Annotated in this window: 26 protein-coding genes, 2 tRNA genes and 1 pseudogene; 21 read left to right on the top strand and 8 right to left on the bottom strand. The window is 47.9% G+C overall.

Annotated features, from left to right (window positions below; genetic code table 11):
* Positions 1-27 precede the first annotated feature (27 nt).
* The 6 genes from GKO28_RS12455 to GKO28_RS21585 all read right to left on the bottom strand — a co-directional run bounded on the left by GKO28_RS12455 (position 28) and on the right by GKO28_RS21585 (position 4,621).
* On the bottom strand, positions 28-1,440 hold the full coding sequence (locus GKO28_RS12455) for an undecaprenyl-phosphate glucose phosphotransferase (RefSeq protein WP_210768902.1): 1,413 nt from the start codon (positions 1,438-1,440) through the stop codon (positions 28-30).
* A gap of 76 nt (positions 1,441-1,516) precedes the next feature.
* Positions 1,517-2,170 (bottom strand): outer membrane beta-barrel protein, encoded by a 654-nt coding sequence (locus tag GKO28_RS12450; protein WP_182076464.1) that lies wholly within the window; start codon positions 2,168-2,170, stop codon positions 1,517-1,519.
* Positions 2,142-2,693 (bottom strand): hypothetical protein, encoded by a 552-nt coding sequence (locus tag GKO28_RS12445; RefSeq protein ID WP_182076463.1) that lies wholly within the window; start codon positions 2,691-2,693, stop codon positions 2,142-2,144. Before GKO28_RS12445 ends, GKO28_RS12450 begins: the two co-directional genes overlap by 29 nt.
* 690 nt (positions 2,694-3,383) lie before the next feature.
* A complete protein-coding gene (locus GKO28_RS22320; RefSeq protein ID WP_307839105.1) occupies positions 3,384-3,461 on the bottom strand; it encodes a DUF1615 family protein in 78 nt (25 codons plus the stop codon).
* Positions 3,439-3,840, bottom strand: a complete 402-nt coding sequence (locus GKO28_RS21590) for a DUF1615 family protein (protein ID WP_282099299.1) — start codon at positions 3,838-3,840, stop codon at positions 3,439-3,441. Before GKO28_RS21590 ends, GKO28_RS22320 begins: the two co-directional genes overlap by 23 nt.
* Positions 3,791-4,621 carry a DUF1615 family protein gene (locus GKO28_RS21585; RefSeq protein ID WP_282099298.1) on the bottom strand — a complete coding sequence of 277 codons (831 nt, stop codon included), beginning with the start codon at positions 4,619-4,621 and terminating at the stop codon, positions 3,791-3,793. The genes GKO28_RS21590 and GKO28_RS21585 overlap by 50 nt, the downstream gene beginning before the upstream one ends.
* Before the next feature lie 358 nt (positions 4,622-4,979).
* Between GKO28_RS21585 and GKO28_RS12435 the strand changes: the two genes are divergently transcribed.
* From GKO28_RS12435 to infA, 7 genes are all read left to right on the top strand, one after another.
* Positions 4,980-5,888 carry a ribokinase gene (locus tag GKO28_RS12435; protein ID WP_182076462.1) on the top strand — a complete coding sequence of 303 codons (909 nt, stop codon included), beginning with the start codon at positions 4,980-4,982 and terminating at the stop codon, positions 5,886-5,888.
* The gene (gene rbsD / locus GKO28_RS12430; RefSeq protein ID WP_182076461.1) at positions 5,885-6,283 is read left to right on the top strand and encodes a D-ribose pyranase; all 399 of its coding nucleotides are present in this window, start codon (positions 5,885-5,887) and stop codon (positions 6,281-6,283) included. The genes GKO28_RS12435 and rbsD overlap by 4 nt, the downstream gene beginning before the upstream one ends.
* A gap of 8 nt (positions 6,284-6,291) precedes the next feature.
* Positions 6,292-7,767, top strand: coding sequence for a sugar ABC transporter ATP-binding protein (locus GKO28_RS12425; RefSeq protein WP_182076460.1), 1,476 nt, complete (start codon positions 6,292-6,294; stop codon positions 7,765-7,767).
* On the top strand, positions 7,764-8,702 hold the full coding sequence (locus GKO28_RS12420; protein WP_173533342.1) for an ABC transporter permease: 939 nt from the start codon (positions 7,764-7,766) through the stop codon (positions 8,700-8,702). Before GKO28_RS12425 ends, GKO28_RS12420 begins: the two co-directional genes overlap by 4 nt.
* A gap of 165 nt (positions 8,703-8,867) precedes the next feature.
* Positions 8,868-9,800, top strand: coding sequence for a ribose ABC transporter substrate-binding protein RbsB (gene rbsB / locus GKO28_RS12415; RefSeq protein ID WP_182076459.1), 933 nt, complete (start codon positions 8,868-8,870; stop codon positions 9,798-9,800).
* Between the two features lie 59 nt (positions 9,801-9,859).
* Positions 9,860-10,867 (top strand): LacI family DNA-binding transcriptional regulator, encoded by a 1,008-nt coding sequence (locus tag GKO28_RS12410; protein WP_182076458.1) that lies wholly within the window; start codon positions 9,860-9,862, stop codon positions 10,865-10,867.
* Positions 10,868-11,141: 274 nt separating this feature from the next.
* Positions 11,142-11,405 (top strand): translation initiation factor IF-1, encoded by a 264-nt coding sequence (gene infA / locus GKO28_RS12405; RefSeq protein ID WP_027469097.1) that lies wholly within the window; start codon positions 11,142-11,144, stop codon positions 11,403-11,405.
* Positions 11,406-11,677: 272 nt separating this feature from the next.
* On the opposite strand, the pseudogene GKO28_RS12400 reads toward infA, so the two are convergent.
* Positions 11,678-13,287, bottom strand: a pseudogene (locus tag GKO28_RS12400) (ABC-F family ATPase).
* 296 nt (positions 13,288-13,583) lie between these two features.
* Between GKO28_RS12400 and GKO28_RS12395 the strand changes: the two are divergent.
* The 14 genes from GKO28_RS12395 (at position 13,584) to GKO28_RS12335 (ending at position 24,268) form a co-directional block, all read left to right on the top strand.
* Positions 13,584-15,098 (top strand): hypothetical protein, encoded by a 1,515-nt coding sequence (locus GKO28_RS12395; protein ID WP_182076457.1) that lies wholly within the window; start codon positions 13,584-13,586, stop codon positions 15,096-15,098.
* 65 nt (positions 15,099-15,163) lie between these two features.
* Positions 15,164-15,253, top strand: a tRNA-Ser gene (locus tag GKO28_RS12390).
* A 64-nt stretch (positions 15,254-15,317) separates the two neighbouring features.
* Positions 15,318-15,408 (top strand) — tRNA-OTHER (locus GKO28_RS12385).
* A gap of 173 nt (positions 15,409-15,581) precedes the next feature.
* The gene (locus GKO28_RS12380) at positions 15,582-16,601 is read left to right on the top strand and encodes a methionine ABC transporter ATP-binding protein (RefSeq protein WP_182076456.1); all 1,020 of its coding nucleotides are present in this window, start codon (positions 15,582-15,584) and stop codon (positions 16,599-16,601) included.
* Complete coding sequence (locus GKO28_RS12375; protein WP_173533324.1) at positions 16,595-17,263, top strand: methionine ABC transporter permease; 669 nt, start codon at positions 16,595-16,597, stop codon at positions 17,261-17,263. Before GKO28_RS12380 ends, GKO28_RS12375 begins: the two co-directional genes overlap by 7 nt.
* 163 nt (positions 17,264-17,426) lie before the next feature.
* On the top strand, positions 17,427-18,203 hold the full coding sequence (locus GKO28_RS12370; protein WP_182076455.1) for a MetQ/NlpA family ABC transporter substrate-binding protein: 777 nt from the start codon (positions 17,427-17,429) through the stop codon (positions 18,201-18,203).
* A 112-nt stretch (positions 18,204-18,315) separates the two neighbouring features.
* Positions 18,316-19,875 carry a CHASE2 domain-containing protein gene (locus tag GKO28_RS12365; RefSeq protein WP_203564137.1) on the top strand — a complete coding sequence of 520 codons (1,560 nt, stop codon included), beginning with the start codon at positions 18,316-18,318 and terminating at the stop codon, positions 19,873-19,875.
* Positions 19,862-20,149, top strand: coding sequence for an adenylate/guanylate cyclase domain-containing protein (locus GKO28_RS21580; RefSeq protein WP_182077478.1), 288 nt, complete (start codon positions 19,862-19,864; stop codon positions 20,147-20,149). Before GKO28_RS12365 ends, GKO28_RS21580 begins: the two co-directional genes overlap by 14 nt.
* A complete protein-coding gene (locus tag GKO28_RS12355) occupies positions 20,146-20,613 on the top strand; it encodes an SH3 domain-containing protein (protein ID WP_182076453.1) in 468 nt (155 codons plus the stop codon). The genes GKO28_RS21580 and GKO28_RS12355 overlap by 4 nt, the downstream gene beginning before the upstream one ends.
* Before the next feature lie 46 nt (positions 20,614-20,659).
* Positions 20,660-20,854 (top strand): hypothetical protein, encoded by a 195-nt coding sequence (locus GKO28_RS12350; protein WP_182076452.1) that lies wholly within the window; start codon positions 20,660-20,662, stop codon positions 20,852-20,854.
* On the top strand, positions 20,854-21,531 hold the full coding sequence (locus GKO28_RS12345) for a M48 family metalloprotease (RefSeq protein WP_182076451.1): 678 nt from the start codon (positions 20,854-20,856) through the stop codon (positions 21,529-21,531). The genes GKO28_RS12350 and GKO28_RS12345 overlap by 1 nt, the downstream gene beginning before the upstream one ends.
* Positions 21,532-21,655: 124 nt before the next feature.
* The gene (locus GKO28_RS20075) at positions 21,656-22,216 is read left to right on the top strand and encodes an aminopeptidase P N-terminal domain-containing protein (RefSeq protein WP_247646531.1); all 561 of its coding nucleotides are present in this window, start codon (positions 21,656-21,658) and stop codon (positions 22,214-22,216) included.
* Between the two features lie 28 nt (positions 22,217-22,244).
* Positions 22,245-22,964, top strand: a complete 720-nt coding sequence (locus GKO28_RS20070) for a M24B family metallopeptidase (RefSeq protein WP_247646530.1) — start codon at positions 22,245-22,247, stop codon at positions 22,962-22,964.
* Positions 22,965-23,098: 134 nt separating this feature from the next.
* A complete protein-coding gene (locus tag GKO28_RS12335) occupies positions 23,099-24,268 on the top strand; it encodes an FAD-dependent monooxygenase (RefSeq protein WP_182076450.1) in 1,170 nt (389 codons plus the stop codon).
* 217 nt (positions 24,269-24,485) lie between these two features.
* On the opposite strand, the gene metE is transcribed toward GKO28_RS12335, so the two are convergent.
* Entirely contained in the window at positions 24,486-26,864 is a 2,379-nt protein-coding gene (metE, locus tag GKO28_RS12330) for a 5-methyltetrahydropteroyltriglutamate--homocysteine S-methyltransferase (protein WP_182076449.1), read from the bottom strand.
* Positions 26,865-26,920: the final 56 nt, after the last annotated feature.

The raw sequence follows: 26,920 nt of genomic DNA, 5'->3' as shown, positions 1-26,920 counted from the left end.
GGACTCCAGAAATAGATCAAAGCAAAATTAAAATGCATTTTTATCTCTAAACATGCTTAACACAGTACGCCAAATTATTTTTAAATCGAGCCATACTGACCAGTTTCTTAAATAATCTAAATCATAGGCAATTCGACCTTCCATTTTTTCTAATGTATCGGTCTCACCACGAAACCCATTGACTTGCGCCCAACCGGTAATGCCAGGTTTAACCATATGTCGAATCATGTAGCCTTTAATGAGTTTTCTGTACTGCTCATTGTGTGCATTTGCATGTGGCCTTGGACCAACAATACTCATTTTCCCTTGTAAAACATTAATGAATTGCGGTAATTCATCTAAAGATGTTCTACGTATAAAACCGCCGATCGGAGTGAGTCGACTATCATTTTTTGTTGCCTGAACGATTTGATCGCCATTCTCCATCACCGTCATCGAGCGAAATTTATACACCAAAACACTTTGTCCATCTTCACCATAGCGTTTTTGCATAAAAAAAACAGGGCCGTATGAAGTAAGCTTGACGGCAATCGCTACTGCCAGTAGAACGGGCCAAATCAATGCCAAAATGATAAGTGACAATACAATATCACTGATGCGCTTGACGACACCATTCAGTCCTAAGAATGGACTTTCACAAATAGCGACAATAGGTAATCCAGCTATATTATCAAATCGCGCATTAATTAAATCAAAGACAAACAAATCTGGGACAAAATAAATTGATATCGTGCTGTCTTTTAAATAATCTAATATAGCCATAACTCGTGGTTGAGCAGTCATCGGTAATGTAATATAAATTTGGTGAACATTATTTTTACTGACGAATTCAGGAAATGAATGTAAATCTCCAATAACCTGATCAGGATCAACTCCACCCATTCTTGATGCATCTCTATCTTCAAAAAAACCCAAAAATTCCATTTTCAAAAAATTATTATTTTGGATATTTTTTGCAAGAAGCTGTCCTGGCTTATTGGTCCCTATAATGATTACTTTTTTAATATTATGTCGACCTGGATGTAGAACAAACAGCCGAAATAATAAATGAATGAATACTAAAGCAAGCGGCGCCATAATTGCCCATGTAACAACATACCAAGGGTACATATAGGCATCAAAACCTGAAACTTCTCCAATTAAATATAAAGCAAATAATACGAGTGACCACTCCAGAACAAATCGGCCTAGGCCTAGCCAAGGCCTAGAATACCCAGGCACAAATAAAAAAACCCCATCCAAAAATATTGCAGTTAACAAAAAAGCTAAAACTGCAAAAATCAATTCGACACCATCAATTGCGATTTCAAATGGTATTGCCAAAGCATAAAATGTCGCCACCACAATAAATGGATCTAAAAATAATTTAAAGAATCCAATCACAGGTGATGCATGACTAAACTCGCGAAATCGATCGCCAAATAGGCTGAGTTGTTGCAAGTTGTGATCATTATCAGCAACCGATTTTAGACCATTTTTTTTCGGAAAAATCTTGGTGCAAAACGGTGTTTTCCTGTTAGAAATTATATTTTAGTGACACACCAACCTGTTGATCTTTATAGTCAAATTGGTTAATTTTTTCATTGCGTTGTTCATACTGTATATACGACATAATCACCATGCTACGCAGTATTTTGTAATCGTAAGACAGTTGAAAAGTGTCAAATACAGAGTCTTGTGTAAGTACACCTAACGATAATAGCGTTTCCAATTGACGATAGTTATAGCGAGCCCCCAACGTCGACTGCTCAGTCAGCAGCCAATTCGCCGCAATATAGGCGGTTCGCTCCAGATCTCGACCAACAATATTACTGCCAAAGGATTCGAAATTTTGACCTACCCCAGTACTCAGCGTCGTTTTGGCTGTCGCTTGCCAAGTTAAATCAATCGCGCCGGTAGGCTTTGTGCTTTTTGAGCCGTTAAATTGAGATTTCCACTGGCTGTATCCAGCCTTGGCATTAATGCCAAACTGTTCTGTTACCGGCCAACTCAATTTTAAACTGGTATTTTGTTCGTTATATCCACGCAAATCAGCGGGAATAATTAGATTTTCATCGTAGTTATGCTCTGACCAATGGTGTAGTAAGGTAAGTGCAAAGCTGCGGCCAGATGCATATCTCACACCAGCGCCTACTTGCTTATTATTTGCGTTTTTGGAACTTTCTAACATCGTGGCTTTCTTGGATGTACGATGCATTGGCCAGCACAGAAAAATTACTGAGTAACTGCCAGCTTCCAGCCCAATTTGCACTATCTCTTTTTACTGTATCGACTACCGAAATTCGTACATCATCAAATGAAGACAACTCCCGACTCGTCGCAGCACTGAGGTTGCCACTCAGTTGATTACCAACAACCCAATCCCAACCCAAACTGACATTCCAAGCGGGTGAATTGAGCTCATCAAAAACTAAATATTTGTTATAAGTAAAGTCAGCTGCTGCGTAGACATTTTGTCGACTTAACGGAACGTCAATGCGTGAACGCACGCCAGCAGAGAGGCTAGAGTCGCCTTTTTGTTGATGTTTGCGGGTCGAATTGTTCTCTTGCTGATCTGAGAGCCGAAACACGTTTGAGTCATATTTATAAGCAGCAATGTCAGTAAATAGCTTGACGGTGTCGGTACTATCGAATGCCGCTTGCGAGTTTCCAATGATAAGGGCGCTCAACAATATTAATTTTTTTTTCAACATTAAATTATATTCCAATCACTGCGCGTTTAATCAATATACCCGCCATCAATCTTACTACACGTCAGATTAAAGTATGTTAAAAAAACAATACTTACGAAAGAAACAAAAATAAAACAACATTACTATGTAAGTAAAAAAATACTATACCATCCACGAATAACGCCAAAACTCGAAATTATCCACCAAAATTCATCTATACGTCAGTACTTTAATACGACCTTTATGGATAGGTTCAGCGCACCGAGTATCGCACACACTGGACACGAATACTTTTACTGCTCGACTTACAACAAAGTCGTACGGATTTAATTAAGTGCTTAAATTATATAATTTATTATCCGTATGTATTACTGCGTATCAATGACTTCAGCACATACTTATCCGCTCATTTTAGCTACGTTTACACGCTATTTTTTCGGTCAAGATGACACCCTTTTTTTATAATCGCCTTGCAGATAGCGAATCCGTCTTTAAAACGTCTACGCAGCAAAGCTTACGAATGTGCATATGCGAGATATTGCTTGAGGAGCCGCAATCGAGTGAGCGGAAATGAATATTACCAATCTAAAATTACAAAAGTCCACGCAATGCGTGGCCTTTTGTAAGCAAATAAAACTATGACTCATTTAATTTTTTGGCTTTGCTTGGCACATCCCTCTAATGAAAATGCAGTTGCTTCATATCGATATTTCAGCGTCGTGCCATACATGTTTCGTAACGCCATAAAACACGTTTAGCAAACCATTCAGTGGTTAATTTTCGGGTGATTTTTGGGGCTTTTTAAATCGATTTGCGGTAATGCCGCACGCGGAAAAGTCTGGCCATTTTTTTCTGCGAGTGCATAGGTTTTTTTATACAACTCGGTTTGGCCAAACCCAGATAATTTTTCTAGTTTCAGGTCGCGTAAAATCGCTTCATTACTCATGCCTAATTGCTTGGCAAGTCGATAAAGCGCTGTTTGCGTGCTGCTGGTGCCTGTCGGCGTGCCATTGCTATAGCGGAGCAAATCGCCGTCTTGTTCTAAGGCTTGGCCCGTGAGTTTAGAAACCAGCTGTTGAAATGCGGTATTACGACTGGCATAACGTCCGGCATTGTAATCAGCAAAGCGATACACCATATCGGTATAGGGCGCTGGGTATTGCAGCAAAATGGGCTAGACCGAAATACGTGCCTCCACGGCGAGTGAATACTTCACTGCGTACGCTCCCCTTCATTGCATACGGATAAGGCCATGCCTTAACGTGACCTTGTGCAAATTCAACGCTCACTTGCATTGGGCCGCCGGTACGTATCGGATTTTTCATATTCAGCGGCAAATTAAGATTTTCAGCTTCATCAGCCAAATCTTCAAATAAAGCATTCATTTCACGCTCGGTGCGTAGCGTATCAATTCGCGCTTTGTAACTCTGTCCTGTCGGTGATTTTTTTAGCAATGCCGTTTGCACTGCTATCAACGGAATATGGTATTTCGCCGCCCGATCGCCAATCGCACGCCACACAATTTTTGGCAATCCCGGCACCGTTGGATCGCCCTGCCAGCTTGATTCTTGTTCAATGGTGGCTGCGGCCGCGCAAAAATAGGCTGCGGTATACGGCAATTTTAATGCCGTAAAAGCATCCAAAATGTCGGCCGACCACCCTGCTCGCTCGGGCATTTTGGCTGGCAGTAATTGATTTAACAAAGCACGGGCTTCTTGCACACTCAACGGTTTTGCGCTTGAAACTGGGGCTGGAGTCAATATCGGCTCGATGACGACGACGGGGGGGATCGGGGTTGCCGTGGGGGTCGGCGTTGGCAAAATGGTTGGTGTGGTGAGCGCAGTCGGCGTTGCTGTCGGCATAGGCGCCACATTTTGCTGCGGTGAAGGTGTTGCACATGCCGCCAAGGCCATGCTGATGGCTAAAGCCCCCAGACTACGTAAATTCATGTTCTAACTCATTTTATTTTCTTAATCGCGCAGCTTAAAAAATCCGCTTCACAACAGCAAGCAAAAATACAAATGGTTACCCGAGTTTAAGCTCACAGCGCCCATGAAGGGCATAAAAATGCTCACTTTTAGCTTCATTGATGTCAGCGCACTCATTACGAACACGCGGCATGTTTTTTCTTTTTTCTATTCCTTTTTGCGTCATCTACAGGCTTACCGCACTAGGGTTGTGTAGTGTATTTATTTTCACTACATTAGTTTGATATAAATCAATTTTGCGCTGCTGATTACGGTTTAGCATACCAAATCGATGAGATATTCATCACCTAATCCGATTTAGCATCGTTGCGGAGGCATCATGAGTCAGGTGTTAGTGGTTGGTAGTATCAATATGGATTTAGTTGTTCAAGTCGCACAGTTTCCCCGATTGGGTGAAACCTTATTTGGGCAATCTTTTGCTACGCATCACGGTGGGAAAGGTGCTAATCAAGCGGTGGCAGCTGCGCGATTGGGAGCGCAAGTGACAATGATTGGTCGCGTCGGTGATGATGCCTTTGGTCAAGAACTCATCGCAGCACTCGCCGATGAAGGCATCAATACTGAATGGCTAAGTCAAAGCAAAAACCAAGCAACAGGCATTGCCGCAATCACCCTTGCCGGTAGCGACAACGCCATTATTGTTGTTCCAGGCGCTAATGCCGATCTATGTCCTGCGGACTTACTCGCAGCTGAAGCGGCATTTATCAATGCCGATGTCGTGCTAGCCCAACTTGAATCGCCGATGGCCACCATCGAGATGGCGGCCCAACTCGCCGCACGTCACAACAAACCCTTTATTCTCAATCCAGCACCAGCAATGCCGTTATCCACAGCATTGCTAGAGCAAGTGAGCTTACTCACGCCCAATGAATATGAGCTTGCTAGCGCATTAGGTCTTCCTGAAGCCGATTGGCAAGCCAGCCTAGCGGCGCATCCAGGTAAAGTGTTAATGACTGCCGGTCAAGACGGCGCTTATTACACCAATGCACAAGGCGAACTTCAGCAGCAAGCCAGCTATAAAGTGACGGCAATTGATACCACGGGTGCTGGGGATACGTTTAATGGCGCATTGGCTGCGTTCTGGCATTTGGGCTTAGCCGAGGCCAGTAAAATGGCCTGTGCCGCAGGCGCTTTATCGGTGACTCAAGCCGGTGCCCAAGGCGGCATGCCAACTTTAGCGCAATTGCAGGCTTTTTTAGCCGCCAATGATGCCAAGGAGCTGGTATGAAAAAACATGGTCATCTCAACCGAGATATCAGTCGGGTGCTGGCCAGCATGGGCCATACCGATTGCATCGTCATTGCCGATTGTGGCTTACCGATTCCACCGCATGTTGAGTGTATCGATTTATCAATTGAACTCGGCAACCCAGCTTATTTCACAGTTTTGGATAGCATTTTGGCCGACTTTCAAGTCGAGCGGGCAGTACTTGCCAGTGAATGCCAAAGTCTCAATCCAGCCGTCGCCAGCCAAGCTGAAGCCATGCGCCAACAAGGCATCAACATTGACTTTGTGCCGCACGAACAATTCAAACAGTTAAGCCACCATGCACGCGCCATTATTCGTACCGGTGAAGCCAGCCCTTACGCCAATATCGTGCTGTATTCCGGTGTTATTTTTTAGGGGGTGGCATGTTGATTAAAATGAGTGGCATCAGCAAAGCTTTTGGCCCGGTTAAAGTACTGGAAAACGTTGAGTTCTCGCTTGAACGCGGTCAAGTCCATGCCTTAATGGGTGAGAACGGCGCAGGCAAATCGACACTGATGAAAATCTTATGCGGCGTACACCAAGCCGATCAAGGTCAAATCGCAGTGGATGGCAAAACCGTCAAAATCCACAGCACCAATGACGCAGAACAGTACGGCATCGCGATTATTCACCAAGAACTCAATCTCATCCCGCAATTGTCGGTGATGGAGAACATGTTTTTAGGCCGCGAGCCACAACGCTTTGGCGTGATCAATAGCATCAAAATGCGCGAACAATGTCTGGAATATCTGCAATTGCTCGGCATTGAAAATCTCGATCCCGATATTGAAGCTGGGCAATTATCAATCGGTCAGCAGCAAATGGTCGAGATCGCCAAAGCGCTATCGCTCAATGCACAAACGCTGATTATGGATGAGCCCACTGCGGCCCTTTCTGAGCGCGAAACTGAAAAACTATTTGCCATTATTGCCGATTTGAAATCACGCGGCGTGGGCATTGTTTATGTCTCACATCGGATGGAAGAGATTTTTAAAGTCTGCGACAAAATTTCAGTGCTACGCGACGGGCAGTTTGTTGGCGAGCGCGAGATTGTCAAAACCAATTTTGATGAAATTGTTCGCATGATGGTCGGTCGTGAGATCGGCGATCGCTTTCCAGTACGCAATGCCCAACTGGGTGAAATTCGACTTAAAGTCAGTGATTTAGCCGACGCCAGCATTAGCGGTATTGATTTTGAAGTGCGGGCCGGAGAAGTGCTCGGCATTGCGGGACTGATGGGCGCTGGGCGCAGTGAGATTCTGAAAACAATTTTTGGGATTAACCGAAAATTAGCCGGTCGCATCGAGCTCGATGGCCAAGCGCTCATTTGTAATCAGCCCAGTGACGCTATCGCTGCCGGTATCGGCTTTGTCACCGAAGACCGTAAAAGCCAAGGTTTAGTACTGGGTATGTCGGTGCGTGAAAATGCCACCTTAGCCAATTTATCGGCCCATGCCAGCTACGGCGTCATCCACCATGCGCGGCAAATGCAAGTAGTGCAGCGCGAAATCGACCGTATGCATATTCGAACTCGCGATGCCGAGTTGGAAGTGCAATCGCTTTCCGGTGGCAATCAACAAAAAGTCGTATTTGCCAAATGGTTGGGGATTGCGCCAAAAGTATTACTGCTGGACGAACCTACTCGCGGTGTTGACGTCGGTGGCAAGGCCGAGATTTACCAAATTATTAATGAATTAGCCCAATCTGGCGTTGCGATTGTCATGGTCTCGTCTGAGCTACCCGAAGTCTTGGCCTTAAGTGATCGAATTTTAGTGATGCACCAAGGCCGTCAGGCTGGCATTTTTAGCCAAGCATCCGCCGAAACCATTATGACTGCCGCAACAGGAGGTTTGAAATGAATGTACAACAAAAAGCTACGCTCCAAAAATTAGGTCCTTTTTTGGCGCTCTTAGTTTTAGTCGCTGGCTTGGCCATTACCAGCCCAGATTTTCTAACAGTTGGCAATTTACTCAATGTATTTCGCCAAGTTTCTATCAATGCTTTGATCGCCTTTGGGATGACGCTAGTCATTTTACTCGGTGGCATTGATCTCTCGGTCGGTTCGATTTTAGCGTTGTCATCGGTCCTTACCGCATTGATGCTCAGTCATGGCATTGATCCGGTGGTCGCAACCAGCGTAGGGGTTTTGGCCGGCGCCGGTATGGGGATGCTCAACGGGCTGGTGATTAGTAAAGGCAAGGTTGCGCCGTTTATTGCCACGCTCGGCATGATGACTATTTTGCGTGGACTGTCTTTGGTGTTTTCTGATGGCCGCCCGATTTCGGGTTTGCACAGCGACTTTTTTGCCATGCTCGGCGGTGGCTATGTCGCCGGCTTGATTCCGGTGCCGGTGATTATCATGTTGGTGATGTTTGCAGTGTTTTGGTTTGTCCTCAAAAAGACCGTATTTGGTCGTCACGTCTATGCCGTCGGTGGCAATGAAGAAGCGGCGCGGCTTTCTGGCATCAATACCGATCGCATCAAAATCTGGGTTTACACCTTATCTGGCGCAATGGCGGCAACGGCCGGGATGATTTTGACCTCTCGACTCAGCTCAGCGCAACCAACAGCAGGTACTGGCTATGAATTGGATGCGATTGCGGCAGTGGTCTTGGGCGGAACCAGTCTGACTGGCGGTCGTGGCTGGATCTTCGGCACTTTAGTCGGCGCCCTGTTAATCGGGATTTTGAATAACGGCTTGAACTTGCTTGGCGTTTCATCGTTTTACCAGCAAGTGATCAAAGGCGTGGTGATTTTGCTCGCCGTCTTACTGGATCGCGCGAATAAAAAATAATCGCCTAGAAAAATAAACTCACCTAGAGGCCGGTTGGCTTGAATATAAATTCAATCGGCTTTGTGAAAACAATAAAAATAATAGCAGTATTGCCCGACAACGAATAACAAGCAGTGCATAAGAAGCAATACCCCGTAGTTTTTCTATATTTGATTGGAGTCAAACATGAAACGCATTCTTTCCCCGCTTTTAGTTGGTTTATTGGCTGCAGGTTTAATGGCCTGTTCCAAACAAGGTCCGGATACACAAGCTGCAAGCGCTCCTGCCGTAACAGCCTCAGGCGCAGTCACCATCGGCCTGGCGATTTCAACCCAAAACAACCCCTTCTTTGTTGCGCTACGTGATGGCGCAGACACCGAAGCCAAAGCCCAAGGCGTCACTTTAATTACAGTGGATGCACAAGACGACTCGGCAAAACAAATTGCCAATATCGAAGATTTGATTCAGAAAAAAGTTCAAATCATTATGATTAACCCAACGGATTCAGATGCGGTTGCCGGTGTCGTTAAAGAAGCGATGAATGCCGGCATTAAAGTGATTTCTCTGGATCGTAATGTCAATGGTGCCGACGTTAGCGCACATATTGCATCAGACAATAAAGCCGGCGGCAAAATGGCTGCCGAGTACATCCTGGAAAAAATCGGCAATAAAGGCAATTTAGTTGAGCTGGAAGGCATTCCAGGTTCATCAGCAGCGCGCGAACGCGGTCAAGGCTTTCATTCGGTGGTAGATGGCCATACCGATGTCAAACTCGTTGCCAAACAAACTGCAGATTTTGACCGTGCTAAGGGTTTATCGGTTATGGAAAACATCTTGCAAGGCAATAAAAACGTCACCGCCGTTTTTGCTCACAACGATGAAATGGCCTTAGGTGCATTTAAAGCAATTGAAGCGGCAGGCTTAAAAAATGTCGTCATCGTTGGTTTTGATGCCACCCCCGATGCTGTAAAAGCAGTAAAAGCCGGTCAATTGAGTGCGACTGTGCAACAAAAACCCGAACTTATCGGTAAAATGGGCGTCGATACCGCAATCAAATTAAGCAAAGGCGAAGCTGTTGAAAAATCGATTCCAGTGCCACTGGCATTAGTGACTCAATAACGCTTCACCGCAACAAGATCAGCCGATACCAAGGTGTCGGCTTTTTTATATGGATTAGCATGACCGCTTTTCAACGCCTGACGATGGCGGATATTGCCCAACTGGCCGGTGTTTCTAAAACAACGGCCAGTATGGTACTCAATGGCCAAGCGGAACAATACCGCATCGCTGCCAGTACCGTAGCACGAGTGCGACAAGTTGCCGCGGAGCATCATTTTCAGCCTTCGGCATCGGCACGCTTATTGCGCTCACGCCGCAGCGGCACTTTGGGTTTAGTGGTGCCAGAGCTCACCAACTTTGCGCACGCGCTGCTCGCTCAAGCTCTCGAGCCCTTATGCCGTGATGCTGGATTTCAACTGTTTGTCGTCAGCAGTAACGATCAAGCGGATATGGAAACCAAAGCGGTTGAGCAATTATTAGCCCGCCAAGTCGATGGGCTGATGTTGGTACCGTGCACCAACAATGCCAAGCTCTACGCCAAATGGGCCAAGCGCCTGCCGCTGGTGTTGGTCGATCGCCGCGTGATCGATAGCAATTTACCTTTTGTAGTGAGTAATGCCGAAGAACAAGTGTTTACTTTAATTGAGCATACACTCGCGCAAGGCGTGACTGAGATCGCCTATTTTGGTGGGCAAATGCTGCTCTCTCCCAGTATTGACCGGCTCGCTGGCTACCAACGCGCTTGGCAAACTCGGCAATTAGCACTCAATCCGGCACTTATTTGGCAGCGTGATTATCAAAATCAAAGTGGTTACGCCATGATGAGTGAGTGCTACACCCTTTTAGGGCGCTACCCTGAAGCGATTTTTACCGCCTCGATTTCATTACTCGAAGGCGTTTTAGCCTTTATGAATGAACACAATCACTTTAACAATGCACCGCAACATTTACTGAGCTTTGATGATCATCGTTTGCTAGACTGCATGCCACTACCGATCAATACCGTAGTGCAAGATAGCGCCCAGCTGGCCGCCCAAAGTTTACAACGCATACAGGCTTTACTCGCGGGCGAAACGGTGGAATCAAGTTGGGTCGCCGCCCATATCAACTGGCGGCAAAAAGTATAGTCGGCTGTTGCAGCAGGCAAAATACCTGTATAGTGTAGGGCTGTTCGTGAACCGCCCTTCTGTAGATTGGCCGTAACACGCAGGCAAATAAGTTGCTAACGCCTTTATTTGCTACAAATTAGCCTATGTCCGGCATCTGATCGTTCGCAAGTTCGGCTATTCCCGCATAGATCACACTCCCGCATTGCGGGAGACTGCCGACAGCGACCTTTGATAGGTATTGCAGCGGCAGGCTCCGTATTCAATTGCTTATGTGCAAGAACTGGAAAAGTAAATGTCAAAAGAAGACGTTGTAGAAATGGAAGGTGTAGTGGCCGAGGTTTACCCGGACACTCGCTTTCGTGTCACCCTGACAAATGGTATCGAAATCACGGCCTATGCCTCAGGCAAAATCCGTAAAAACCACATCCGCATTATCGCGGGTGACCGTGTAACGGTTGAAATGTCACCTTATGATTTAACCAAAGGCCGCGTGAGCTTCCGCCATAAAGATGATCGCCCTGCTCCTGCACGCAATAACCAATTCCGCCGTCGTTAATTAATCGGCGAGGTATATTGCTCCAGCACTTATAAAACAAGTGCTGCAGGGTAATACGTCATTAAAAAAACGAACCCATGGGTTCGTTTTTTTATGCCCGCGATACAAATCATCATAATGACCGCCACCGAGACAATCTCATTGTGCATAAAAAAAGCCCGATTACTCCAAAGAGAATCGGGCTTAACCTAAGGTCTGTTGATGACTGGTTTCCTGCCGCGCTGGAGCGCTTTTCGCCGCAAACCAAACGTCAGCAGACCCTAATAAAACACTTAAGTCGCTAAGCCACGGCTTTCTAAGTATTCTTCATAGCCACCCAAGAAGTGATTAAAGGTGCCATCACCATTGAGTTCCAAAATTTGCGTTGCCAGTGACGATACAAATACACGGTCATGCGAAACAAAAATCAATGTGCCTTTATACAAGTCCAAAGCCATATTCAGCGCACTCAATTGATTCCATATCCATATGATTGGTTGGTTCGTCCATCACCAATACATTCGGCGTTTGTAGAATCAGTTTGCCGTACAACATGCGGCCTTTTTCACCACCCGACAAGACTTTGACTGATTTTTTCACGTCATCGCCGCTAAATAGCAAGCGACCCAAAATCCCGCGAATCACTTGCTCTTCAACACCGGTTTCAGCCCATTGGCGCATCCAGTCAAACAGCGTCATGTCTTCAGCGAAGTCTTCTTCGTGATCTTGAGCAAAATAACCAACGTCGGCTTTTTCTGCCCATTTCACTGAACCGGCATCGGGTTTCAATGCGCCAACCAACATTTTCATCAATGTTGATTTACCCACACCGTTACCACCAATGACAGCGAGTTTATTGCCCGCTTCAAAGATCAAATTCAAGCTTTGGATGAGCGGTTTGTCGAATGACTTCGACAAATTGGTCAATTCAAACGCCTGACGATGCAGTTTTTTGCTTGTCGTCAACGTCAAAACGAATATACGGATTTTGACGGCTCGACGGTTTCACTTCGACCATACCGTCTTTAATCTTATCAGCCAGTTTCAAACGGCTGGTTGCTTGACGGCTTTTTGATTTATTTGCGGCAAAACGCTGGGCAAAAGCTTGCAACTCAGCAACGCGCTCTTTGGCCTTGCTGTTATCTGTCAGTGTGCGTTCACGCGCTTGCGTAGACGCCAACATGTAATCATCGTACGTGCCTGGATAAATACGGATTTCACCATAATCAACGTCGGCAATATGCGTACACACTTGGTTCAAGAAGTGACGATCATGGGAAATAATAATCATCGTTGAATCACGCTGATTAAGCGTGTCTTCCAACCATTGAATGGTGTGAATATCCAAGTTATTGGTCGGCTCATCGAGCAGCAACACATCCGGATTTGAGAACAAAGCTTGTGCGAGCAATACGCGCAATTTCCAACCCGGCGCCACGTCTGACATCGGACCGTTATGCAACTCAATTGGAATCCCTGCACCCATCAACAACGCGCCAGCGCGCGCTTCGGCAGTGTAGCCATCGTACTCTGCTACTTTGCCCTCCAGCTCAGCCGCGAGCATATAGTCATCTTCAGTCGCTTCAAGATTGGCGTAAATCGCGTCACGCTGATGGATCGCCGCCCACAATTCGCCATGGCCTTGCATCACCACGTCGATCACGCGCTGATCTTCAAAAGCAAACTGATCTTGCTTTAACTTACCCAAACGGATGCCCGGATCGAGCGCCACATTACCTGCAGTCGGCTCTAAATCGCCACCAAGGATTTTCATAAAGGTCGATTTACCGCAGCCATTGGCGCCAATCAGACCGTAGCGATTTCCATCGCCAAATTTAACAGATACCTTTTCAAACAGTGGCTTAGCGCCAAACTGCATTGTGATGCCATTCGAACTAATCATTGTCTTTTACGCTTTCTCGCCAACATAACTATGCCAGCAAGGTGTAAGATGTGAGAGTCACGCTTGAGTGCAAAAAACCACCCAAGGCTCTAAACAGTATATTTTAGCACAATGCTAAAAACTAAGATGACCGTCGAATCGACCCAGTAAAAAGGGACGCATTTTAATGCCGTCCCCACAAAATAGTTACAAATACAAGCACTTGTATTTCACGGCACTTGCGTAAATTCATAAAAAAAGTTTACCTTTACTGACATAAAAAATCAAAAATAGCTAAATTAGCCCGGAAGCCTATCATGTTCGATTTTAAAAGCCTCATTAACGCCTTGCTCGGAAAAAATAAAAACGAAGGGGTTTATGACCTAAAGTCTGCGACCGTCATGATGAATGAATTGCCCGAAAGTGACATATTGCAAGCTCAAATTGAAATCATCAAAGCACTACAACAAATTAATAGCAATCCACGCACCAATATCAAAGAACGCTTTAAAACCATTCCCTATTTAGATGAAAAAGCGCGTACGCTACAAAATCATTTAGTCGCCATTTACCAAGGCAAACTCCTCGACGACGATGCCAGCCCCAGTCAAGTATTGCCAAGTTTGCTCGCATTTTGGAACGAAATGGGCGATGGCTATCGGCTCTGTATTAAACAAGCTAGCGCCAGTATTCCACGCGGACTCGATAAAGAATTACCATTATTTACTTTGCGTGGCTTGATGTATTTTGCCGAGCAAGCGCGCTGGTCTTATTTGCGTTATCTAGAGTTAGATAGTCGCACTTGGCGTAATTTAAATCGCCTCTACTTATTTGCCGAGCAAAAAGGTTTTGCAACTCAACCATTGCAACCCTACCCCAATGCAGAAATCACTGATATTCGTCGAGAATTCATTCAACTCTTAATGCTATCGCTGGCCGTGCCCGAAAAACTACAATCGGCACAAATTGAATTGGTCACACAGTGGCTCAAGCGCTGGGCGAGTCGTGTCGACCTTGAAGTGCAAATCAAACCCAATCGCCAGCTATTTGCCATAAATATTGCCGGCTCAACCCCACCCAAACGACTTCGTCGCGACATGGTCGGTGAAAATTGGCGCTATTGGTTTACTGAAACCCTCACACTGCACATCAAAGATACCATTGACAAATTACAGCAAGGCATCGATCCAATTGATTTAGGTTTACCAGCAGAATCAGCACAAGTGGCTCATTTAGATTTGATGCAGCATCTCATCAATTTATGGTCACGCGACACCCCCACCCCCGTGCGCAAAGCTGAGCGCCATATTAGCCAAAAATCAATTCAAGTGACTCGTGGGTTAGATGATGTGATTGCTCGTTTAAGCGGTGCAGCCAATCTAACTGAAGCCGCCAGCTGGACATTGGATAATGAAAGTAGCACCGGCGTTGGCATCAACTATCAAACCAGCCGTGATGATCAATTGCAGGTGGGTGAGATTGTCGGACTCGATGGCATAGGTCGAAATGCAGTATCCATCGGCATCGTTAGGCGCATCACCAAAAAGCGCGATGGGCAAGTCAACGCCGGAATTGAAACCATTTCGCAAACCCCAATTGTGGTTGAACTGACACCACTACTGGGTAATCGCAGCTTTTTAGGGATTTACTCGCCAGAAAACGCCGCCATTCAACAGGCGCGTTTTTTAGTGATACCCCAAGCATTTTTTGCGGATAACCGAGAGTTTCGCTTAGCCGCACAAGGAAAAAGCTATCGCATTCGCCTCACTCCGGTGATTGAACACACGGCCAGCGCTTCCTTGGCCAATTTCGCTGTTTTAGAAAAATTATAAATATTTTCAAAAAAAAGCGAGACAAACAGTGAAATGCTTGCTATGATGCGCACCTGTTCAAGAACGGAAGCGTGGCTGAGTGGTTTAAGGCAGCGGTCTTGAAAACCGTCGGGGATGTGAGTCCCCCCAGAGTTCGAATCTCTGCGCTTCCGCCAAATGAACACATAATTAAGCTCTGACGCTGTCGGGGCTTTTTTATTCAGATACAAAATAAAGTACGGAAGCGTGGCTGAGTGGTTTAAGGCAGCGGTCCTTGAAAACCGTCGAGGATGTGAGTCCTCCCAGAGTTCGAATCTCTGCGCTTCCGCCAAAAATTTAAAAACCCACTGACTTGTCAGTGGGTTTGTGTTTTTTCTAGCGCGGATTTTATTTCCCCCGCGTAATTACGCGCAAAATTGCGCTTAAGTTCACACATTTACCTTGCCGTATTGAATTGCCTGATTGAATACTATGCCAGTCAGTTTAGCGGCCAATAGGTTAGCCATGATCCAGTTAAAAAACTTAAGTAAATCTTATCGTGTCGACGGCAAAGACATCCCTGCCCTCAAGCGCATTGATCTCAATATTGAGGCTGGCGAAATTTTTGGGGTGATTGGACATTCTGGCGCGGGTAAATCCACACTGATTCGGTTAATTAATTTACTCGAGCGTCCTAGTGGTGGCACTGTTTTACTCGATGACATCGACCTCACAACACTCTCAACCGCAGAACTGCGTTTAGAGCGGCAAAAAATTGGCATGATTTTCCAGCATTTCAATTTGCTGTCGGCCAAAACCGTTGCTAATAATATTGCCTTCCCCTTGCAAGTGGCTGGCCGACTCAATAAAACCCAAATCGAGCAGCGCGTTGCCGAATTGCTTGAGCTGGTTGGCTTAAGTGAGCACGCTGACAAATATCCAGCCCAGCTCTCTGGCGGACAAAAACAACGCGTCGGTATTGCCCGTGCTTTGGCCAATAATCCTAAATTATTGCTTTGTGACGAAGCCACCAGCGCACTTGATCCGCAAACCACGCAATCGGTGCTGCAGCTGTTATTAGAAATCAATCAAAAGCTCAATCTGACGATTGTTTTAATCACCCATGAAATGGATGTGATTCGCACCGTTTGCGATCGTGTTGCCGTAATTGATGGTGGTGAAATTGTCGAAATGGGGCCAGTAACCCAAGTCTTTTTGCACCCCAAACACCCAACCACACGTCGCTTTGTGTTTGAAAGCGAGCACGTTGACGAAAACAAACAATTTGAAGACTTTGCCCATGTGCCCGGCAAGATCGTTAGGCTGACTTTCATTGGTGAATCAACGTATAAATCGCTACTTGGCGATATGGCGCGCGATTTTGGCATTGATTTTTCAATTTTGGCCGGCCGCATCGAGCGAATCAAAGGCACTGCCTGTGGTCAATTGACCCTCGCGTTTACCGGGGACGACAGTGGCGTTGCCGCCGCCTTAGCGCGCTTTACTGCCGAAGGTATTGATTTTGAGGAGTTACGTGCATGCTAAATGAATTGATGAGCAATATCGATTGGAGCGAAATTGGCTACGCCACGCTAGACACCTTATCTATGCTCGGTGGCTCGCTACTGTTTACGCTCATTTTGGGCTTACCACTGGGCGTATTATTATTTTTAACCGCCAAGCGCCAATTATTAGAGCAGCCTTATGTCTACGGCGTGCTGTCCTTTTTGGTCAATATTCTGCGCTCAGTGCCGTTTGTGATCTTACTGATCATTATGATTCCATTCACCGTACTACTGACTGGCACATCACTCGGTGTTGCTGGCGCAATTCCGCCCCTAGTTGTCGGTGCAACGCCATTTTTTGCACGCTTAGTCGAAACCGCTTTACGTGAAGTGGATCGCGGCATTATTGAAGCCACGCAAGCCATGGGCGCTAATACACGGCAAATCGTGTTTAAAGCCTTACTCCCCGAAGCGATGCCCGGCATGATGGCTGCCGTTACCGTCACCGCGATTACTTTAGTGTCGTATGCGGCGATGTCGGGTGTAATTGGTGGTGGTGGCTTGGGTGATTTGGCGATTCGTTTTGGTTACCAGCGCTTCCAAACCGATGTGATGGTGGTCACCGTGGTCTTACTGCTGGTCTTGGTGCAAGTTTTGCAAATGATCGGCGATCGCCTAGTGATTCATTTTAGTCGCAAATAAGCTGCGCTTGAATTAGTAAAGAACAAACCGTTCTATAAACTTCATCGCAAATAACTTACAATGATTTTCATCTTGTGCCGCAGCGGAAAACCCTTATCCCACGGCACAACTAAACACTGCACAATCTATCTGTAAGTTTAATTTCTACGCTTGGATGCTAAAGATGAAAAAAACACTCACTGCTATTGCCCTTGCTACGCTGGCTTTTACTGCGCACGCTGCTGACAAACTCTCGATTGGTGCGACTGCAGTACCACACGCTGAAATTCTCGAGTTTGTTAAACCAACACTAGCCAAACAAGGCGTTGACTTAGAAATTAAAGTCTTCACTGACTATGTACAACCTAATGTGCAAGTAGCCGAAAAACGCCTTGATGGTAATTTCTTTCAACATCAGCCGTACTTGAATGAATTTAACAAAGGCAAAGGCACTAATCTGGTGAGTGTGGTTGGTGAACACATTGAGCCATTTGGCGCTTACTCAAGCAAAGTTAAAAAATTGGCTGACCTTAAAAATGGCGCGACTATCGCCATTCCTAATGATGCTACCAACGGCGGCCGTGCTTTACTCTTGCTCGACAAAGCCGGCGTGATCAAACTGAAAGACAATAAAAACATTTTGGCTACCAGCAAAGACATTGTTCAAAACCCGAAAAAACTGAAAATCCGTGAATTAGAAGCCGCCACCTTGCCACGTATTTTGGGTCAAGTTGATGTTGCTTTGATCAACACCAACTACGCACTTGAAGCTAAATTAAACCCACTCAAAGACGCTTTGATTATCGAAGGTAACGACTCACCGTATGTCAATATCTTGGTGGCTCGTCCGGATAATAAAGACAGTGCCGCCATGAAAAAACTCGGTGCTGCTTTGCATAGCCCAGAAACCAAGAAATTTATTTTAGAAAAATACCAAGGCGCAGTGATTCCAGCGTTTTAATTGGCCCTAAGCCATTGAACTAGATCTCAATGGCGGTATTGTTTAAAATAAACCACAAAGAGGTAAAGCCACGCTTTACCTCTTTTTCCATTGTTTAAACCCAAGGCTTATTGTGATATCGCCGCTGCTGCGTAAACATGCGTATTTCGCGCTATGGGCTTTTTTGGCCAGTCTTATTGCGCTCGATTTTGTTGGCGTGCAATTTGGCCAAATCGCCGATCAACGTTTTGGTGATGTATTACAACGCCAATTAGCCAGCGCGCGCCCTGCGCATTCTGATATTGTCGTGGTCAATATCGATCAAAAAAGTCTGGAAGATCTCGCCGCCGATGCCGGTCGCTGGCCGTGGCCACGCTCGATTCATGCCGAACTGATTCATTACATCGCCGCACAAAAACCACAAGCCATCGTTTTCGATTTATTGTTTAATGAGCGCGATGTATTTCGTCCGGAACATGATGAAGCCTTACGCGCTGCCGCCCAACAAGAAAACAAGGTTTATTTTCCCTATCTCACTTTAAGTGATGGCGAAGCGACGCCGATCAAAGATCTACCCACGCAACTGGGTATATTGCCACAACCCATATTTGATAAAGACGCCAAGGCAATACTGCTACTACCTTGGGTCCTTAACCCCGAGCAATGGCAAGGTGGCACCATTAATTTTAATGCCGATAGTGATGGCATTGGTCGTCACTATGCGATTTATCACGATATCGCAGGTTGGCACATCCCATCACTCCCTGCGCGCTTAGCGCGAGATTTTAATTGGCCCCTGCCGCAAGCTGAGCGCATGCGAATTCATTGGCAAACGCAGCGCCAACATATTTCCTATTCCGAGCTCTATCAGGCCGCCAATCGCGAGCACTCAAACCGCTTACCCAATGAATTTACCGACAAAATCGTGATCATCGGCACCGCTGCGCCGGGCCTACAAGATTTACGCCCAACCACGATGGGGCCGCTCTATCCTGGCGTGGATATTTTGGCGACGGCCATCGACAACCTGAAATACCAAGATTGGTTGATCGAATCGCCACGCCCGCCCTATGGTTTACTCGCCCTATTGCTGTGCGGCCTACTCGCTTGGGGATTTACACGCGGCATCAATACCATGCGCTTAGCGCTGGCTCTGATCGTAACTAGCGGTTTAACGCTCGGCTTGATGTGGTTGGGATTGACCCACAATTATTATTTGCCGCTGATCTCCTGCTTATTGTGGGCTTGGGCTTATTTTTGGCTGGCGGCACTGATCGCGTATTGGGCCGAAAAAAACTCGCGTGAACATGCCGTGGCGCTGTTTTCTCGATTTTTGGACGCGCGCGTCGTCAAGCAACTGATTGCCAGTGGCGATATCGATTTAGGCCAAGTGGCCCAATCAAGAGAAATCACCGTGCTGTTTTCTGATATTCGCGGCTTTACTTCCCTATCAGAAAAACACGATCCAGCGGCAGTGGTGCAATTACTCAATCAATACTTTACCTTGCAAGTGGACATCATTTTTAAGCATGGCGGCACGCTAGATAAATTTATTGGTGACGCCATCATGGCCTTTTGGGGGGCGCCGGCCAACGATGCAGAGCATGCTCGCCACGCCGTGGCCGCCGCGCTAGAAATGTCGGCGGCGCTGGACACCTTTAAACAGGCAATTAAGCGATATCGAACATTTTGAAATCGGCATTGGCCTACACACGGGCCCCGCCGTAGTTGGTCTGATTGGCTCGGCATCGCGCTTGGATTACACAGCGATTGGCGATACAGTGAATCTAGCCTCTCGAATCGAAGGGCTCACCAAAGGCTGTGCGCGAATTTTAGTCTCGGATGCGACTCGCGCTGCGTGTGCAGCCAGCGCGGCACCCTTTGAATTTATTGACCACGGCCAGCATCCGGTCAAAGGCCGTGAGCAAAACGTTTTATTATTTGAACCCAAGGAGAAAGCACTTTGAAGCCTCTCGTTTGCGCCCTGCTCTTACTGATCGCTCAGTCTGCCCTCGCCGATAGCGGTACCGTCATTCGCAATAGTGATTTACGTGAAAAACCATTTTCAGACTCACGCAGCATTGCCACTTTAAGTAGCAATAGCAAAATTGAGATCCAAAAAAATCAAGGTGCGTGGATGCAAGTTAAAACCAGTCAGGGGCTAGTTGGCTGGATTAAACTGCTTAACGTTCGCACCCAATCAGGTACGCGCAATAATGGCCTAGCCACCCTCGGGAATGTAATCAAAACCGGCTCGTCAGGACAAACCGTGACCACCGGCGTGAAAGGCCTGTCTGCCGAACAAATCCAAACCGCAGAACCGAATATGGCTGAAGTCAATAAAATGGAAAGCTATTCAAGCTCCAATTCAGAAGCCAGCCGACTCGCCAGACAAGCCCAGCTCAGCCCGAAAAAAAAGTCGCCCCGCTGAGCAATAGCAACACCAGCGTCAATACGCCAAATACCGGGAGACGTCCATGATCCGCCGCCTATGTCTTAGCCTCGTCGCCGCTGGTGCGCTGAGCGCCCCAGCACACGCTTTTGATTTAAACGAGCTGAGTAAATACCTCACGCCAGAAAACATCGAATCGGCGACCAAAATCATCAATAACACGGTTGAAGCCAACCAAGTGGTCGGTCCGCGCCAAGAAGTCATCATGGGGCAAATGTGATGGCCACCTTGCTGGGTGCCGCGCCTTTAGTCAAAGATGCCGCGCTGCAACGATACGTCAATCAAGTAGGCACTTGGATTGCTGCGCAATCAGCGCAACCGCAGCTTAATTGGCATTTTGGCGTGATTGATAGCCCCAATATCAATGCCTTTGCTGCGCCCGGCGGCTATGTGTTGATTACCCGGGGTTTGTGGAATCAATTGCGTAGCGAAGCTGAGCTGGCGGCGATTTTGGCGCATGAAATCAGTCATGTGATCAATAAAGACCAAATCGAAGCGATGAAAAACACCAATCGCGGCGCGATTACCGAAGAGCTCATTACCGCCGTACTCAATTACAAAGTCCAAGGCGAGCGGCTGGATCTTGCTAAAAAAGCCACTAAAGCGGCCACCGAAGGGCTGTATATCAAAGGGCTGTCTAAAGACACAGAATATGCGGCTGATCTCAACGGCATGCTGCTGGCGGCACGCGCCGGCTACAACCCTTATGCCATGGTGAGCATGCTGCAAACCTTAGGCAATGTCAGCCCGAGTGATAGTGCGGTAGCGCTGTTTTTTAGCACCCATCCTAGTCCGCAAGATCGAATCGATCAGATCGACAGTAAAATTGGTGATCAACTCGAAGCCTACGCCAATGGTGTTGATAACACTGCTCGATTTAGCAAAATTGCTCGCTAAGTTGCAAGGGTCTATTGACGTTTGATTTCCCGCATCTGTCCTTGCTTTGTAAAAATTGACGGCCGTGCACAGTGGCGCGGTCGTATAATTACCCCCTGCCCTGAAGGCTTCACTCGGAGTTTGTATGTCTGCATTGATTAACGCTTGCATTACCCGCCGCGCCAACCTCGCCGCTCGTTTAGAGCCCGGCATTGTCATCGTACCGAGCAGCCAAGAGATTCTTCGCAATGCCGACAGCCATTACCCATTTCGCTTTGATTCTGGCTTTTACTATTTAACTGGCTTTACTGAGCCCGACGCGGTTTTAGTGCAAGTCATCAGTAAAGATCAAGTGCAAAATATCCTGTTCTGCCGCGCCAAAGATATTGAGCGCGAAATCTGGGATGGTTACCGCTTTGGCCCGGCCGCTGCGGCCGAACAGTTCGGTTTTGATGCCGCCTACCCCATCGAAGAGCTCGATATGCGGATGGCAAAACTCATCCAAAATCAGCCGCGCATCTATTACCCACTGGCCAAAGAAATGCGCTGGGATCGTCGTATCAATCGCTGGTTAAGCGATGTGCGTGGCCTCGCGCGCACTGGTGTCAGCGCGCCGACAATGATGCTTGATGTACGCGCAGCGCTGGATGAAATGCGCTTAATCAAAGATGCTTATGAAGTAGGTATCTTTGCGCCAAGCAGCTAAAATAAACACTCAGGCGCATATACGTGCAATGCAATTTGCCAAAGCTGGGCAAATGGAATATCAAGTCGAAGCCGAAATCTTGCACGATTATTATCGCCAAGGCAGCCGCTCTCCGGCGTATAACAGCATCGTCGCCAGTGGCGCCAATAGTTGCGTGCTGCATTACGGCGAGAACAATGCCCGCATGAATGACGGCGATTTATTGCTGATCGACGCCGGTTGCGAAGTGGCTGGCTACGCCAGCGACATCACCCGCACTTTCCCAGTTAACGGCAAATTCACGCCAGCACAACGCGCCGTGTACGAAATCACCCTTGCCGCGCAAGAAGCCGCATTGGCGAGCATTTACGCTGGCAGCACGTGGAACGCTCCGCACGACGCCGCCACCCGCGTACTCGCGCAAGGGATGATTGATTTGAATTTGCTCAAGGGCTCGCTCGATGAAGTCCTCGAAAAAGAAAGCTATAAACAATTTTATATGCACCGCACCGGCCATTGGATGGGCTTGGATGTGCACGATTGCGGCGCGTATAAAGTCGATGGTGAATGGCGCAAACTAGAAGCCGGTATGGTGATGACGGTTGAGCCGGGCTTTTATATTCGCCCCGCCGCCAATGTACCCAAAGAGTTCGAAAACATCGGTATTCGCATCGAAGACGATGTACTGGTGACTGCTGACGGTTATGAAAATCTGACCGCAGCCTGCCCAAAAACCATCGCCGACATTGAAGCGATCATGGCAAAATAAACCGCACAGCCAGCCTAAGCGCGTTCGCTCAAACGCTTAGGCTGGTCTGCTGCGGCAATCGATGCTGTTTACCACCACTGCTTTTCTATTTTTCGCGCGGTCAAAAAGAGCAACAAAACCGCTTTAGGAATCTCATGCTGATCAGCAAACTTCCACCGCACGTTGACATAGTCATCGTTGGCGGGGGCCCAGTTGGTGCCTTACTCGCTCAGCGTCTTTACGCCAGCGGGCATGATGCGCTATTGGTTGAAGCCAAAGCATCAATCGGCAATGATCCACGCGCCTTAGCGATTGCCTATGCCAGCCAACAAAGCCTGGCCGCTAGCCAGCTGTGGGCCGACTCACTCGCCGCAACGCCGATTACCCAAGTGCACGTTTCGCAAGCGGGGACTTTAGGCCGTACCGTGCTCAATGCCGCTGAGCTGAACTTGCCGATGCTCGGCAGCGTGGTGAAATACCAAAATCTGGCGCAATTCGCGCTCGATCAACTCAGCACCGGTCCCGCTCGTTTGGCGCTCGCCAGCAAAGTCACCCGCATCCAGCGCTTAGCGCGCTTTGCACAACTGACTTTAGCCACCCCCAGCGGGGAGCAAAAAATATCCTGCCGCTTGGTGATCTTGGCCGATGGTGGACAGCTACTTAATCAACTGCCGGAAATTCGCCAAACGATTAAATCTTACGAGCAACACGCGGTGCTTGCCACGCTGACACCTAAGCAGCCGCACAAGGGTATTGCCTTTGAGCGCTTTGCCGATGATGGCCCGCTGGCATTACTCCCTACAGGTAATGACTACACCTTGGTGTGGACGCAAACACCGGAACAAGCGGCTGCGCGTTTAACGCTATCTGATACCGATTTTATTGCCGAAGTCGAACAACGCTTTGCCGATCGTGTCGCCGGATTTGCTGCGGTGACCGGCCGCGCTAGCTGGCCGCTGGCGTTAAAAACCGTCAATTCGGTGGTCGGCCAGCGCGTGGTACTGATTGGCAATGCCGCGCAAACGCTGCATCCTGTTGCTGGGCAAGGCTTAAATTTAGGTTTACGTGATGCCAGCACGCTTGCCGATGTATTGGCCGCCACGCCAGCGCGAGAACTGGGCGAAGCGGCCAGTTTGGCACGCTACGCCAAGTTGCGCTCGCGCGATGCGGGTCTGGTGACTGTCGTCACCGATCAATTGATTACGCTATTTGATTCTTCATCCTTGCCGCTCAAACATGCGCGCAGTTTGGGCTTATTGGCCATGGATCAATGCGCGTGGCTGCGCCGAGGCTTTGCCGAGCGCATGGTATACGGCGCGCGCTAAGCAAAAATCCACCGCGAAAACGGTACTGAAACAAGCCGACGCAGAGGCGGAGAGGCGCAGAGACGCAAAGCAAATCACAGCTTTAATCACCGTAATGCTATCGGTTTAAATTCTGAATTTGCTTTTCTCTGCGTCTCAGCGTCTCTGCGTCAAAAAGTTTTTCTAAGTGAACCGCATGACCGCCCAAACGGTAGAATTTTTGCTCGCAACCTCAGCATCAGGCCAATGAGACTGGATCAACCTCTGCCGCACCATGACAAGCACAAGCGCCCTGCGCCGCGATGCGGGTTGACGAAGCGTCAAACACCAAGGTTTGCCCGGCCGCAATGGCCGCTCGCGCTTGCTGCGTCGCCAGTAGCATATTATTTAATGCGGCCTCAGTCTCTGGCCAGCCGCGCGTTTTTAGCCCGCAATCGGGGTTAATCCATAAGCGTTCTGCCGGCACCACTTCTAGCGCTTTGGCGATTAAACGCAGCATTTCATTGACTGACGCCACGCGTGGGCTGTGAATATCGTAAACCCCCGGGCCAATCTCATTTGGATACTGAAAGCTGCCAAATGCCTCGAGTAGCTTCATATCTGAGCGGCTGGTTTCGATGGTAATCACATCGGCATCCATCGCCGCGATCTCCGGCAAAATATCGTTAAATTCCGAATAGCACATATGGGTGTGAATTTGCGTGGCATTGCCCACGCCGGATGCCGAAACGCGAAACGCTTGTCCAGCCCAAGCCAAATAACTGGCCCATTGGGATTTTTTCAGCGGTAAACCTTCGCGAAACGCCGGCTCGTCAATTTGGATCATCCCAATGCCAGCCGCTTCAAGGTCTTGCACCTCATCGCGAATCGCCAAAGCAATTTGTTGGCAAGTTAAGGCACGCGGCTGATCATCGCGCACAAACGACCATTGCAAAATCGTCACCGGCCCCGTCAACATGCCCTTCATCGGTTTGTCAGTCAGGCTTTGCGCGTAAGTCGACCACGCTACGGTCATTGCTTGCGGGCGGCTCACGTCACCAAACAAAATCGGCGGCTTCACGCAGCGGCTACCGTAGCTTTGCACCCACGCCAATTGCGTAAAGGCAAAGCCGGCCAATTGTTCACCAAAATATTCAACCATATCATTGCGCTCAGCCTCGCCATGCACCAAAACATCAATGCCCAGCCCGTCTTGCTTTTGCACTGCCAAAGCGATTTCGGCCTGCATCGCCAATTCATAATCAGCAGCGCTTAACTTGCCTTGTTTAAACGCCGCGCGAGCGGCACGAATCTGGCTGGTTTGTGGGAAAGAACCAATAGTGGTCGTTGGCAGCAGCGGCAAATGAAAGCGTTGTTGCTGCGCGGTTTGGCGCTCAATAAATGGCGCATGGCGTTGATCAAATTGCGGCGGTAAATTGGCCAAACGCTCAGCAACCGCCGGATTATGAATCCGCGTCGAGGCGCGGCGCGCCGCTTGTGAAAACGCATTCAGCGCCAAAATATCGGCCACATCGCTGCCATTAATGGCTTTTTTAAGTACGCTCAGTTCAGCCAATTTTTGCTTAGCAAACGCTAGCCACGATTTTAATTCGGCATCGAGCTGAGTTTCTTGTGCTAAATCGACTGGGCAATGCAGCAAGGAGCATGATGGTGCCAACCAGACGTATCCGCCTAGCGCCTTTGCTGGCTCAGCAATAGCCGCCAATACCTGATTTAAATCGCTGGCCCAAATATTGCGGCCATCAATCACGCCCAAAGACAGCACTTTATTTTTGGGCCAAACCGCCATAAACGCCGCCAATTGCGCCGGTGCGCGCACCAAATCTAAATGCACGCCAGCCACCGGTAAATCCGCCAGCAATTGTGCGTGCGACTCAACCGAATCGAAATACGTCGCCAATAAAATTTGCGTGCCTTTGCCAGCCAGCATTTGATACGTTGGCGCAAATGCCGCCTGCCATTCTAACGGCAGCTCTAAAGCTAAAATCGGCTCATCCAGTTGCAATAAGCGCACGCCTTTGGCCGATAGCTTTTCAATAATGGTGGTATAGCGCGCTAGCACTTTAGGCAAAAGGTCTAGCTTGTTATACCCGTCTTTCGCTTTGGCTAACCACAAAAAGGTCAAGGGGCCGGGCAACACCGCTTTCACTGCGTGGCCTTGGGTTTGCGCGTCTTCAATTTCATGAAAAAACCATTCAACACCGCCATCAAACGTGCTCTCGCTTGACAGCTCAGGCACCAAATAATGGTAATTGGTATCAAAATACTTGGTCATTTCCAGCGCCGGCTGCTCGGCGTTGCCGCGAGCCAAGGCAAAATACTGGCTTAAACTCAGGCGCTTGGCATCAAAAGCAAAGCGCTCTGGCAAGCAACCCAATAAAGCGGCAGTATTTAAAATCTGATCGTACCAAGCAAAATCGCCCACGCTGACCCAATCGAGATCGGCTTCGCTTTGCCAAGCCCAGTGGCGACGACGCAAGGTCTGGCCGACTTTGACTAATTCGGCTTCAGAGATTTCGTCGCGCCAAAATTTTTCTAGTGCAAATTTCAATTCGCGCTGTGCCCCAATACGCGGAAATCCTAAAATATGCGCCTTCGCAGTATGAGTCGTAGTCATCACAAACACCTCTTTCTATGAATAGTATTTGCATCATACGGCGCAGCTGATTATGA

Origin of the sequence: Deefgea sp. CFH1-16 (assembly GCF_016881365.1) — a bacterium.
In the GTDB taxonomy this organism is placed as follows: domain Bacteria; phylum Pseudomonadota; class Gammaproteobacteria; order Burkholderiales; family Chitinibacteraceae; genus Deefgea.
The sequence above is the reverse complement of the archived record's forward strand: the minus strand, read 5'-3'. Positions and strand labels throughout refer to the sequence as shown.

What these genes read in the sequence shown, in the direction of transcription:
- rbsB (WP_182076459.1), top strand. Translation starts at nt 8,868, where the DNA reads ATGAAACGCATTCTTTCCCCGCTTTTAGTTGGTTTATTGGCTGCAGGT.
- GKO28_RS12445 (WP_182076463.1), bottom strand. Translation starts at nt 2,693, where the DNA reads ATGTTGAAAAAAAAATTAATATTGTTGAGCGCCCTTATCATTGGAAAC.
- GKO28_RS12450 (WP_182076464.1), bottom strand. Translation starts at nt 2,170, where the DNA reads ATGTTAGAAAGTTCCAAAAACGCAAATAATAAGCAAGTAGGCGCTGGT.
- GKO28_RS12435 (WP_182076462.1), top strand. Translation starts at nt 4,980, where the DNA reads ATGAGTCAGGTGTTAGTGGTTGGTAGTATCAATATGGATTTAGTTGTT.
- GKO28_RS12420 (WP_173533342.1), top strand. Translation starts at nt 7,764, where the DNA reads ATGAATGTACAACAAAAAGCTACGCTCCAAAAATTAGGTCCTTTTTTG.
- GKO28_RS12380 (WP_182076456.1), top strand. Translation starts at nt 15,582, where the DNA reads ATGATCCAGTTAAAAAACTTAAGTAAATCTTATCGTGTCGACGGCAAA.
- rbsD (WP_182076461.1), top strand. Translation starts at nt 5,885, where the DNA reads ATGAAAAAACATGGTCATCTCAACCGAGATATCAGTCGGGTGCTGGCC.
- GKO28_RS21585 (WP_282099298.1), bottom strand. Translation starts at nt 4,621, where the DNA reads ATGAATTTACGTAGTCTGGGGGCTTTAGCCATCAGCATGGCCTTGGCG.
- GKO28_RS20070 (WP_247646530.1), top strand. Translation starts at nt 22,245, where the DNA reads ATGCAATTTGCCAAAGCTGGGCAAATGGAATATCAAGTCGAAGCCGAA.
- GKO28_RS12395 (WP_182076457.1), top strand. Translation starts at nt 13,584, where the DNA reads ATGTTCGATTTTAAAAGCCTCATTAACGCCTTGCTCGGAAAAAATAAA.
- infA (WP_027469097.1), top strand. Translation starts at nt 11,142, where the DNA reads ATGTCAAAAGAAGACGTTGTAGAAATGGAAGGTGTAGTGGCCGAGGTT.
- GKO28_RS12370 (WP_182076455.1), top strand. Translation starts at nt 17,427, where the DNA reads ATGAAAAAAACACTCACTGCTATTGCCCTTGCTACGCTGGCTTTTACT.
- GKO28_RS12345 (WP_182076451.1), top strand. Translation starts at nt 20,854, where the DNA reads ATGGCCACCTTGCTGGGTGCCGCGCCTTTAGTCAAAGATGCCGCGCTG.
- GKO28_RS12425 (WP_182076460.1), top strand. Translation starts at nt 6,292, where the DNA reads ATGTTGATTAAAATGAGTGGCATCAGCAAAGCTTTTGGCCCGGTTAAA.
- GKO28_RS12375 (WP_173533324.1), top strand. Translation starts at nt 16,595, where the DNA reads ATGCTAAATGAATTGATGAGCAATATCGATTGGAGCGAAATTGGCTAC.
- GKO28_RS12350 (WP_182076452.1), top strand. Translation starts at nt 20,660, where the DNA reads ATGATCCGCCGCCTATGTCTTAGCCTCGTCGCCGCTGGTGCGCTGAGC.
- metE (WP_182076449.1), bottom strand. Translation starts at nt 26,864, where the DNA reads ATGACTACGACTCATACTGCGAAGGCGCATATTTTAGGATTTCCGCGT.
- GKO28_RS12410 (WP_182076458.1), top strand. Translation starts at nt 9,860, where the DNA reads ATGACCGCTTTTCAACGCCTGACGATGGCGGATATTGCCCAACTGGCC.
- GKO28_RS20075 (WP_247646531.1), top strand. Translation starts at nt 21,656, where the DNA reads ATGTCTGCATTGATTAACGCTTGCATTACCCGCCGCGCCAACCTCGCC.
- GKO28_RS12335 (WP_182076450.1), top strand. Translation starts at nt 23,099, where the DNA reads ATGCTGATCAGCAAACTTCCACCGCACGTTGACATAGTCATCGTTGGC.